This is a genomic window from Vibrio sp. CJQ_6 (assembly GCF_043106745.1).
Taxonomy (GTDB): Bacteria; Pseudomonadota; Gammaproteobacteria; order Enterobacterales; family Vibrionaceae; genus Vibrio; species Vibrio furnissii.
In genome coordinates this window covers 1-11,985 of sequence record NZ_JBICMV010000010.1, presented here as the reverse complement: position 1 = coordinate 11,985, position 11,985 = coordinate 1, and the positions used below count along the sequence as shown (strand labels likewise).

Annotated in this window: 8 protein-coding genes; all 8 read left to right on the top strand. The window is 41.7% G+C overall.

What is annotated here, in order from left to right; all coding sequences use genetic code 11:
* Positions 1-1,391 precede the first annotated feature (1,391 nt).
* The 8 genes from ACF8PK_RS07000 to ACF8PK_RS06965 all read left to right on the top strand — a co-directional run bounded on the left by ACF8PK_RS07000 (position 1,392) and on the right by ACF8PK_RS06965 (position 11,017).
* On the top strand, positions 1,392-1,844 hold the full coding sequence (locus tag ACF8PK_RS07000; RefSeq protein ID WP_140069101.1) for an N-acetyltransferase: 453 nt from the start codon (positions 1,392-1,394) through the stop codon (positions 1,842-1,844).
* A gap of 149 nt (positions 1,845-1,993) precedes the next feature.
* The gene (locus ACF8PK_RS06995; protein ID WP_392440635.1) at positions 1,994-2,764 is read left to right on the top strand and encodes a hypothetical protein; all 771 of its coding nucleotides are present in this window, start codon (positions 1,994-1,996) and stop codon (positions 2,762-2,764) included.
* 1,004 nt (positions 2,765-3,768) lie between these two features.
* The gene (locus ACF8PK_RS06990; RefSeq protein WP_392440634.1) at positions 3,769-4,203 is read left to right on the top strand and encodes a hypothetical protein; all 435 of its coding nucleotides are present in this window, start codon (positions 3,769-3,771) and stop codon (positions 4,201-4,203) included.
* Entirely contained in the window at positions 4,204-4,881 is a 678-nt protein-coding gene (locus ACF8PK_RS06985) for a hypothetical protein (RefSeq protein WP_083148808.1), read from the top strand.
* A 1,310-nt stretch (positions 4,882-6,191) separates the two neighbouring features.
* On the top strand, positions 6,192-7,127 hold the full coding sequence (locus ACF8PK_RS06980) for a hypothetical protein (protein ID WP_114806963.1): 936 nt from the start codon (positions 6,192-6,194) through the stop codon (positions 7,125-7,127).
* Between the two features lie 1,587 nt (positions 7,128-8,714).
* Positions 8,715-9,155, top strand: coding sequence for a hypothetical protein (locus ACF8PK_RS06975; RefSeq protein ID WP_392440633.1), 441 nt, complete (start codon positions 8,715-8,717; stop codon positions 9,153-9,155).
* A gap of 692 nt (positions 9,156-9,847) precedes the next feature.
* Positions 9,848-10,141, top strand: coding sequence for a hypothetical protein (locus ACF8PK_RS06970; protein WP_392440632.1), 294 nt, complete (start codon positions 9,848-9,850; stop codon positions 10,139-10,141).
* 156 nt (positions 10,142-10,297) lie between these two features.
* Complete coding sequence (locus ACF8PK_RS06965; protein WP_392440631.1) at positions 10,298-11,017, top strand: phospholipase D-like domain-containing protein; 720 nt, start codon at positions 10,298-10,300, stop codon at positions 11,015-11,017.
* Positions 11,018-11,985 lie beyond the last annotated feature (968 nt).

Below are 11,985 nucleotides of genomic sequence, written 5' to 3'. Positions count from 1 at the left end.
TCACAACGCTTGGCATTTTTAGTTTGTATCAGCTTAAGTGTTTACTGCACAATAGTTTAGGTCTGGTGGTATGCGTTGTTCACCACTTAACGCAGCGTTATGTAGCTTTATAAATATTGGTGTTTATATCCAGTCGTCTTTGGCCAACGGCGCGTAGACAGTTCGTTTAGCGCAAAGTGTGGCGCGCATTATGTTATCGAAACGTCTGTGTGCAATGTCGGTTCCGTTCGTTAGGTCTTCCTTACACAAAAGCGATATTTGGCGCTGGTCGATTTGAATCCACAGACGCAGGTCTTTTTGCCTGTCAAAGTTCGTGAACCATTTCAGGTAATTAGGGGGCGGCAAGATTCGCTTCTTGTTCAGCTTCTCTTGGGTGGTAAATTGAATCTGAAAGGCAGGCTACATAACAAAGCGTTCAAGCGGAACTTGGCACGCGTGGCATTTTTGGTTTGCAGTTTGTTTAGTGATTAAGGCGTAATGCGGTCACGTTTGTAGTGCGTGCCTGCGCCCCTTAACGCGGCGTTATGTAGCTTTATAAATTTTGGCGTTTATATCCAGTTGTCTTTGGCAAATGGTTCGCGGATAGTTCGTTTTGCGCAAGGTGTGGCGAGCATTATGTTATCGAAACGTCTGAGTGCAATGTCGGTTCTGTTCGTTAGGTTTCCGCTACACAAAAGCGACCGTTGTCGCTGGATGATTTGAATCCCCGGGCGCTGGTCTTTTTGTCTACCCAATTTCGTGAACCACTTCAGGTAATTTGGCTGCGGCAAGATTTGCTGCTTGTTCCGCTTTTCTTGGGTGGTAAATTAAAGCTGAAGGTCAGGCTACATAACAAAGCGTTCAAGCGGGACTCATGCCGCGTGGCATTTTTGGTTTGCGGTGAGTTTTGGTGGTGAAAGTGGTCTGCGGAAACTTGGTATGTGCAGCAATCACCCCTTAACGCGGCGTTATGTAGCTTTATCAATCTTGGTGTTTATATCTAGTTGTCTTTGGCCAACGGCGCGTAGACGGTTAGGTTGGCGCAAAGTGTGGCGAGCATTATGTTATCGAAACGTCTGTGTGCAATGTCGGTTCCGTTCGTTAGGTCTTCCTTACACAAAAGCGATATTTGGCGCTGGTCGATTTGAATCCACAGACGCTGGTCTTTTTGTCTGTCAAAGTTCGTGAACCATTTCAGGTAATTAGGGGGCGGCAAGATTCGCTTCTTGTTCAGCTTCTCTTGGGTGGTAAATTGAATCTGAAAGGCAGGCTACATAACAAAGCGTTCAAGCGGGACTCATGCCGCGTGGCATTTTTGGTTTGCGTTGAGCTTTTTTGGTGAGAGTGGTCTGCAGAAGGTTAGTTTATGCGGCATTCGCCCCTTAACGCGGCGTTATGTTGCAGGAGGTAAAATGGACTTAAGTATCTACAAAATAGAGCCTTTAGCTTCAGAGCATATCAAGGAAGTTACCTCCCTTTGGCGCGATTCAATGGCGGAAGCTTTAGGTATAAATCCTGTTCATACCTTTGAATCTCAAGCTTACTTTCTCGAACATATTCTACCCAATAGTTACCAGGTTTTCGTTGTCGTACGCACCGATATTTCTCGTCCAGTTGCCTTTATGGCTAGTTCGGAAACAGAAATAAATCAGCTATATGTTGCCCCTAATAGCCAAAATCAGGGTATAGGTTCGTACTTACTGAACCGGGCTAAAGGCCAATCTAATGGCTCACTTACTTTACGGACGTTTGAAGTTAATGAAAAAGCTCAGGGCTTCTATCGTGCACATGGTTTTGTTATTCGGCCTGGAAACAGTGAAAATGAAGAAGGGCTTCCAGACTTAGAGTGTCAGTGGGAAGGTTAGGTTTACAACATAACAAAGCGTTTAAGGCAGATTCCCAACGCTTGGCGGCTTCAGTTCAAGGTTTAGCTTAAGTGTTTATGGCACAATGGGTTAGGTAAGGTGGTGGCGTTGCTCACTACTTAACGCGGCGTTATAACTCAGGAGAACAAATGGCATTCGCTAATGTAAGAGTGTTAGTTTCTGAAAAATTGAACAACCTTGATAATGAGCAAATTGCGTATTTGCTTAGTTTCATTTTTTTCCTTTCAATGTTGCCACTGTCTAAGATTACTGATTTTCCTGTTTATTGGCTTAGCTTTGGAGCATGTATCTGTGGTTTGAGCTTCTACTTAATAGAGGCAGTCGAGAGAGTAATAAACAACCTGCTAGGAAAAACGATAGCTAGCATCGTCATTGTAGGTTGCACGACTTTCAACTTAGCTATGGCACAATCTTTTGTGAATCATGCGCTAGAAGCCCCAGTCACTCCTTTTGGCTACACAGTTACAATTAGTTCAATATTAGCAATTCCGTATACCGCATCGCTTTTTTTGGCTTTCGGCTTTGCGCTTTGGTTTTTGTTTATATTGCTCACTTCGTTTCTTCGGCTAGAGCAGTTTTCGTTGAAAAAATTAGCTCGCCTTTCTGAGATCAAGAGGCTGTTTAATGACAACCCTTTAACTCTCGTTGGTCGAATGTTTGGAGCAATTGTTTTGTTCTCTGTTGCTCTAAGCTTTCTTGGTGACAACAAAGGGTATATGGATGCTACTTCCAAGTTTACTCGGTGGTTTGCATACAACCTAGAAATGGAGCAATTTTCATACTGTGACGTTGATGAAAAACAGAAAGTTGCATATCTTGGTTCAAATAAAATAGTTATCGGTAATGAGCATGAAGGCGCGTATACGTTCAGCGTCCGAGACTGTGAGACTGAGTTATAACAAAGCATTTAAGAGTGATTCGCAACGCTTGGCATTTTCGCTTCGCTCAAGTATAGCCAAGCGCCGCTCACACCTTAATGCGGCGTTATGTAGCTTTATAAATATCGGTGTTTATATCTAGTTGTCTTTGGCCAACGGCGCGTAGACGGTTAGGTTGGCGCAAAGTGTGGCGAGCATTATGTTCTCGAAATGTCTGCGTGCAATGTCGGTTCCGTTCGTTAGGATCTCCCAACACAAAAGCGATCTTTGTCGCTGGTCGATTTGAATCCACGGGCGCTGGCCGTTTTGTCTACCCAATTTCGTGAACCATTTCAGGTAATTTGGGCACGGCAAGATTCGCTGCTTGTTCTGCTTTTCTTGGGTGGTAAATTGAAGCTGGAAGGAAGGCTATATAACAAAGCGTTCAAGCGGGACTCATGCCGCGTGGCATTTTTGGTTTGCGGTGATTTTTGTGGTGAAAGTGGTCTGCGGAAGGTTGGTTTATGCGGCATTCACCCCTTAACGCGGCGTTATGTAGCTTTATCAATCTTGGTGTTTATATCTAGTTGTCTTTGGCCAACGGCGCGTAGACGGTTAGGTTGGCGCAAGGTGTGGCGAGCATTATGTTATCGAAACGTCTGCGTGCAATGTCGGTTCTGTTCGTTAGGTTTTCCCTACACAAAAGCGATATTTGTCGCTGGTCGATTTGAATCCACAGACGCTGGTCTTTTTGTCTGTCAAAGTTAGTGAACCATTTCAGGTAATTTGGGCGCGGTAAGATTTGTTGCTTGTTCAGCTTTTCTTGGGTGGTAAATTGAAGCAGAAGGCAGGCTACATAACAAAGCGTTCAAGCGGGACTCATGCCGCGTGGCATTTTTGCTTTGCAGTGATTTTAGTGGTGAAAGCGGTTTGCGGAAGGTTGGTTTATACGGCATTCACCCCTTAACGCGGCGTTAGTTCTATCCAGTTGTTTCGAGCATCTGGAATGGAGTACAATAAACAAAATTTTTCCTCGGTAAGTTATTGTGATTGAAGATGTTCCTGGCTTCTTAGATGGGGTTAGCTCTTGGCTCTTAAGTGAGGGTGGTTGGTTTTTTCCACTAGCCTTGTTGCTAACTAATATTACGTTTAAGTGTTTCGTAAACAATCGCCCTGATCAAACGGATTTTTGTCAATGTATCGTGACATTGCCTGCAGAAATGAAGGTAATTGCATGCTCTTTTGTGTTTGCAGCGGTTTTGAATTCAGCCTCTAAGCCTTTAGAGGCTTTAAGCATGCAAATGGTTGCTGTGGTCTTTCTTTTATTGCTAGGTTTGTCAATTGGGGTGTTTAACTCATGTAAAGCGAGTAAGGCAACAAAGATTGAAGGGAGCGTTTTCAAGTACGTTATTGTTTTCGCCTTAATTGGCTACTTTATGCTAGTAGCTTCAATTGATTTAATGAAATATACGGTGAGCTAAATGGAAGTCTTAGAAATATTATCAAAATCATTAATTACTAGCTTCCCTACATTTTTGGTGTTAGCTGCAGCGGTTGTGTGCGTGAGAGCTTTAATGCGTCAATATCTTGAAATGAAAAGAAGTTACGATTACAAAGAAGATCGTTATAGACAAGATATTGAAATTCGAATCCAAGAGCTTACTCAAGAAATACAGTCTTCGAAAGAAAGGTTTGAGTCTGTCAATCATCTAGTTCTTGATGGGAATGAGTCCAAAGACGGCATTTTAAATAGTCCGATGTTTGAAAATGTAAAGGTAGAGCCAAATACTGCATTTGTATTAACTCCTTTCAATAAAAACTTCGATGAAGACTATCAAGTAGTTAGGGATTTTTTCGTAGATTTTGGTTATCGATGCCAGAGAGGGGATGATGTCATTGTCTCACATAACGTCTTAGGGCATATTTTAGAACAAATGGCTCGCTCTGAAGTTGTTGTCGCAAATATTACCGGTAGAAACCCTAACGTATTCTACGAGCTCGGTATTGCTCATGCTTTAGGGAAAAAAGTCATTATTATTGCTCGAAGCCCTAAAGATATTACATTTGATATTTCTAATAATCAGGTGGTCATCTTCAGTAATCACGCGGAGCTAAAGAAGCAACTACATCATTGGTTAGTGTGGCTACTTAAGCGATAGAAAATAGAACTAACAAAGCATTTAAGAGTGATTCCCAACGCTTGGCATTTTTGATGCCATCGTTGGGTTTTGTGTTTATGGTGGTATGGTTAGGTTCTGTGGTAGCGTTGCTCACACCTTAATGCGGCGTTATGTAGCTTTATCAATCTTGGTGTTTATATCTAGTTGTCTTTGGCCAACGGTGCGTAGACGGTTAGGTTGGCGCAAAGTGTGGCGAGTATTATGTTATCGAACCGTCTGTATGCAATGTCGGTTCCGTTCGTTAGGTTTTCTCTACATAAAAGCGATATTTGTCGCTGGTCGATTTGAATCCACGATCGCTGGTCTTTTTGTCTCCCCAATTTCGTGAACCACTTCGGGTAATTTGGCTGCGGCAAGATTCGCTGCTTGTTCAGTTTTTCTTGTGTAGTAAATTGAAGCTGAAAGACAGGCTACATAACAAAGCGTTCAAGTGGGACTCATGCCGCGTGGCATTTTGGGTTTACGGTGAGTTTTGGTGGTGAAAGTGGTCTGCAGAAGGTTGGTTTGTACGGCATTCACCCCTTAACGCGGCGTTATGTGCTAAGTGTACAAACACTTCTTTACTAATAAACTAAAGGGGCTTTAGGCAGACGTATTGAAGGGTAATTAGTTGAGAACGTCTGTTAATTGTGCTTTTTAATGGTGACCAATGTCACATTTATGAATTAAAAAAGAGCTGGGTTTTAGTCTATTTTATGGTGATTTTTTCGCCTGCTAAGTTATTTGAGGCAAAAATAAGCCTCAGAACAAACGCTGATTTTTGTTTAGAGTACCAATTTATTGTCTAAATACCAAGTTAGTTATCTTCCGAATTATGCAGTCATATAACGCCCTATTAAGGTGTGGTTATGCTCGATCGTTTTTTTGTTCATTGGTTCTTGCGTAGTTGACCAAAAGAGATGTTTTCACTAATTTTGAAACCGAGTTAGAGCTTTACTAAGGAATTGATATGAAAGGTAGTGGTGACAATGATAGGCGTCATTTGATTGAGAAAAATATCAAACTAAATCCAACCCAACAGGGCTCTGATTGCTACTTGAGGTATATTTCTCTAAGCGCATTGATCAAATCCACTTTGGTAGGGGTAGCCGCTATTATTTGGGCTTTATCGCATTTCCAGATTTTCTAGCTAGGCAAGTGTAGATAGCACATAACAATCTGTTTAAGAGTGATTCGCAACGCGTGGCATTTTCACCATGCGTTGGTTTTAGTGTTTAAGGTGGTATACGTGAGCTTCGGTATTGCGTTGCTCACACCTTAACAGGGCGTTATAAACCTATGGAGGAATAGTGGGTAGCAAAATTCCAGAAGCGATTCGAGCGAATGGCACTTTGGTGTCCGCTTTAGGCTTTGAACAACAGCCTTTTGGTAAACTTTATTGCTGCATCGATGGGTGCAGCGCAGAACTTAGCTTTGTCAAAAGGCATAACAGGAAGTATGAGTCAAAAACGGTAGAAATCGCACCTTGTTTTAGACTAAAGAGATATGAGCAACATAGCTTAGGTTGCAAATTTGATTTATCTGGAAGATTAGAACTTGTTGCTAAAAGATCGGACTCTGAAGTATTCAGAGCCGTTTCAGCATCTCAATATGAGTTTCGGTTACACATACTATTGAAAGCCCTATGGGAGTTAACAGATCATCAGGTGAAACGTAAGGGAGCCAGTTGGGGATCTGCAGGTGAACAAGACAAAAAGTATTCAAACAAAGGACGCTTAACAAATTATTTGCGCACACTAAAACAGATACTAGAACTAAGAGAGTTATGTGAAGAAAAAGAAGAACTTTCTTCTTTAGTGACACTTGATTTTAAGGGGCACAAAATACCTTGGAATCAGTTCTTCTTTGATGTCAGTAATTTGTTTGAGTTTTTGAAATTCTATAAACCTGAGCAAACAACACCGCCTTTGGCGATATCAGGGCACATAAAAGAAATTAGCCCACCAACAGAAAAATTTCGATACTATCAAATCAAGTTAGAATCTCCATTCATTGAAGTGAATGAGCAAGGTGTCATAAATAAACCAACACCTGAAATTACAGTTAAAGATCCACGGCTTTTGAAGTACTTTAAAGTTGGGGCTGAGTATATATTTTTTGGTATATGGTACGTTCGAAAAAGATCCAAAAAAGGACGAGGTGAAAATTCCCATATCAAGTGGGTATTTAATAATATAGTTCTCAATATGGCTTATAAAGATCACTTCATCGAAATCGGTTTATAACAAAGCGTTAAAGAGGGACTTGGCACGCGTGGCATTTTTACTATGCGTTGGTTTTTGGTGATTAGGGTGGTATGCGGCAGCTTTGGTATTGCGTGCCTGCGCCCCTTAACGCGGCGTTATGTAGCTTTATAAATTTTGGCGTGTATATCCAGTTGTCTTTGGCAAATGGTTCGCGGATAGTTCATCTATCGCAAGGTGTGTCGAGCATTATGTTATCGAAAAGTCTGCGTGCAATGTCGGTTCCGTTCGTTAGGTACTTCCTACACAAAAGCGATATTTGCCGCTGGTCAATTTGAATCTACAGGCGCTGGCCGTTTTGCCTACCCAATTTCGTGAACCACTTCATATGATTTGGCTGCGGCAAGATTCGCTGTTTGTTCAGCTTTTCTTGGGTGGTTAAATTGAAGCTGAAAGGCTGGCTACATAACAAAGCGTTCAAGCGGGACTCATGCCGCGTGGCATTTTTGGTATGCGTTGATTTTGGGTGGTGAAAGTGGTCTGCGGAAGGTTGGTTTATGTGGCATTCGCCCCTTAACGCGGCGTTATATCAACTGTTTGAATTTTGGAGATCGTGTGGTGACGACGAGTAGCAATCATAAATATACCCAGTTGAAGTGGATGTACTCTGCACTTAGTGGTCTTTGTTCAGCATACTTTTTGGCTTTGTTTAGTGGTTCGTCTTCTATTGATGATTCGATATTTCTTCAATTATCGACACTGTTTTTTGCTATATGTTTACCCACATTTGCAACTTTCGCTTTTGCACATGTTTTCATGTCAGAACTTAACGCAAGCGTGGAACATTGCGATGAAGCCCTGAACGAAGATTGGGTCAAGAGAGTTACGATTGGAGGATTTTGCTGTTTAGTACTCGCATTCATTTGTTTAATTGGGCACTTCTCGATAAACGCAATGTTGGGTTTTATTTTGGTATCAGTACTTTGCTTTTATTGTTTTGGCGAATTTGTGCGTAAGCTAACGTCGATTGTTAATCGTCAGCGTTGATATAACAAAGCATTTAAGAGTGATTCGTAACGCTTGGCAGTTTCGCTTCGCTCAAGTATGGCCAAGCGTCACTCACACCTTAATGCGGCGTTAGTTGTATTTGGATACTTATGAACGATAACCAAAGAACAAGAAAACTACGAAAAAAAGCGGTGACTTATTTTCTAATATTGTTGCTTCCATTTGTAGTTACTGTGTTAACAGATAAGTCGAATGGACGTGGCCTGTTGTTGATTGCGTGGCCATTAGGGTCTGTTTGGTATTTCATTACCTACAGATACATAGCGAAAGGTTATGAGTGCCAAATGACGAAACATCTCGCATTTAGTAGAGGTGGTGGTGGAACGTTTCACGGGATTTTATTCTATCTTTCCACCTTTATTATCTTAATGTTGGTTGTGGTTTTAATCCGTGGAACATTTGGTCTATAGCAACTAACAAACTGCTCAAGAGGGATTCGCAACGCGTGGCATTTTTACTATGCGTTGGTTTGGGTGAGTAAGGTGGTATGCGACAACTGCGGCATTGCGTTGCTCACCCCTTAGCAGGGCGTTAGGCATCACGAAAGTATTGGAGTCTCATATGATAAAAATTCAAGTTGGATATCAGGCTCAGGCTGAAGAGCCTATATTCCTTCTTAGCTCTGGTCATATTTGTTGTGGTGAATATAAATATCAAGGGCGTATGAAAAATGATTTCAAAGGTGTTTACCAAGCAATATTGGATTTGGTAAACCATAAAGTCACTGATGATGTGCTAGATGTAACAAAATACCAGTATTGGAATGCCTTAAACATATATGAAGAACTCATAGCCAAAGAATGGAAGAAGTCGGTTAGTGCTAAAAAGCTACACCAGTTAAGCATCGAAACGGAAGTCTGCTTAATGATCGAACCCATTAAGACTGAGTTCAAACGAGCCGTACGTGCAAGATGGCTTCGTGAAAGTAAAAAATACGAGTTCGAAGACCCTAAGCGGCCAGCTAAAGGTTGGCACATATTTATCGCACCAGAAAAAAGATGAAACTATTGCCTAACAAACTGTTTAAGAGTGATTCGCAACGCGTGGCATTTTTACTATGCGTTGGTTTTAGTGTTTAAGGTGGTATGCGGTAGCATCGGTATTGCGTTGCTCACACCTTAACAGGGCGTTATGTAGCTTTATAAATTTTGGTGTTTATATTCAGTTGTCTCTGGCAAATGGTTCGCGGATAGTTCATCTATCGCAAGGTGTGGCGAGCATTATGTTATTGAAACGTCTGTGTGCAATGTCGGTTCCGTTCGTTAGGTTTTATCTACGTAAAAGCGATCTTTGTCGCTGGCCGATTTGAATCCCCGGGCGCTGGTCTTTTTGTCTACTCAATTTCGTGAACCATTTCAGGTAATTTGGCTGCGGTAAGATTTGTTTCTTGTTCGGCTTTTCTTAGGTGGTAAATTGAAGCTGAAAGGCAGGCTATATAACAAAGCGTTCAAGCGGGACTCATGCCGCGTGGCATTTTTGGTATGCATTGAGTTTTTGTGGTGAAAGTGGTCTGCGGAAGGTTGGTTTATGCGGCATTCACCCCTTAACGCGGCGTTATGTTTCCGAGTCCCCCACGTTTAGTAGACACTTTTGTGATGTGGTTAATAGAATGAAATTTTCCTGAGAATAGCTCCTAACAGGCTTTGTTTTCTATGCTAAAAAGGTATTCCTTTTCACGAACAAGGAGTACGGAAATGGAAGTAGATGCCTGGGACTTTTCTGAAAGTGAGTTCTGGTACAAACAAAACCTTGATGCCCTCATGTTTGATGCAGAATACGAAGGTGACAGATATGTTTTCGCTATTCCAGTTGGTGTCATAAATGATCACTTTGGCACGGATGACTCAAAAGAAGATGCTTTCGATAACTATCAAGAAAACATCGGCGATTTTCAGGATATGGCAGCACGTTTCGCTTCAGATGTAGAGTCTGACGATGAAACTCCTCATTATTTTATTGGTTCCGACGATTTTTCTGACTACTTCTAATGGTCAGGGCATAAACATAACAAACTGTTTAAGAGTGATTCGCAACGCGTGGCATTTTTACTATGCGTTGCGTTTAGTGTTTAAGGTGGTATGCGGAAGCATTGGCATTGCGTTGCTCACACCTTAACAGGGCGTTAGAAATCTAAAGGATAGTGTGTGAAGAATCTAAATGAGTACAGACTAGAAAGTAAAGATTACCAACTTAAGGATAACAGTACCATTGGTGACAATGGTGTAGAAGTTTACTTTCGAAACTTAGAAGACAAATTAATCGGGCATATTAATAATGCTGACTCCGTGTTTGGCGCGGTTGCTTGGTTGACTAGCGAGCCGATACTTAACGCTCTGTCTCATAAGAATCATGTTCAAATCATTGTCCAAAAAGAAGATTTTCTCAAGCCGGACACTGACGACAATAACGGACTGTATTACAACAAAAAGCTGCGTAAAAAGTATGAGGGGTTAAGTTGTAATATATTTAGAGGGGAGTTTATGGATTGGCTGTTGGGAGTTACGATAATGTATCCCAACGAATCAGGAGAATATGATGACAGTTTAGAAGCAGTTCGTTGCGTAGGGAATTATAACAAAGACAAGAAACCAGCCTTCCCAAGGATGCACAATAAATTCTTGATATTTGCAGATGTGGAAATTTTTGATGATTGTGGTTATCCAGTTAATATTGTAAAGCCTTATGCTGTATGGACGGGCTCGTTTAACTTCTCTCATAATGCTACCAACTCATTTGAGAATGCTGTTTATATTACAGATCAAAAAGTAGTTGATGCTTACTTTAACGAATATACACAAATAGCAGCTATCTCAGAGCCTCTTGATTGGACCAGTGATTGGATTGCTCCTCAGTGGAAGCTATAACGATTTATTTCTAACAAGGCGTTTAAGGCAGATTCGCAACGCTCGGCATTTTCGGTTTGCTTTGGTTTTAGTGTTTACGGCACAATGATTTTGGTTAGGCGGTCAGCGTTGCTCACTACTTAACGCGGCGTTATGCGACGGGGCAAAGTTTTTGGTTTCTTCAAATTCGTTGTCTTTGGCCATTCGTTTTTCAGTGTCGGCAAATCGGCATTGCCGGCTTAAATTCTTGAATCACTCAAACCGTGAAACATGCCAAAGTTCGTGAAGTTGCCTCATTAAAAATCGCATTTGGTTGTGGAAAACTATCAGGCGCAAAGTGTGAAAAACGCAAGTTTATGAAAAGTCGGTATTCGCTGAAATTCCGGCTCGTTAAGTTTCTCGCAAACAAAAGCTAATTCTTCGCTTTAAAACCGCGTTCCGCGCTTGTGGCAGCATTTTCGTGAAAAGTTGAGTTCGCTGGTTCTTGAATCACAAAAAGTCATTTGCGCGTTTGAGGTTTTTCGTGTTTAAGGTAATGTTTTCGTAGCCAATTTGGCGTTTGTGTACAATTCGCATAACAAACAATTCAAGCAGATTCGCAACGCGTGGCAGTTTTGGTTTGCAGTGAGTTTTGTGTTTAAGGCGCAATGCGGTCGCTTTTGTATTGCGTTGCTCACTACTTAATTGGGCGTTATGTAGCTTTATAAATATTGGTGTTTATATCCAGTTGTCTTTGGCAAATGGTTCGCGGATAGTTCATCTATCGCTAGGTGTGGCGAGCATTATGTTATCGAAACGTCTGTGTGCAATGTCGGTTCCGTTCGTTAGGCTTTCACTACACAAAAGCGATCTTTGTCGCTGGCCGATTTGAATCCACGGGCGCTGGTCTTTTTGTCTACCCAATTTCGTGAACCACTTCAGGTAATTTGGCCGCGGCAAGATTCGCTGCTTGTTCAGCTTTTCTTGGGTAGTAAATTGAAGCTGAAAGG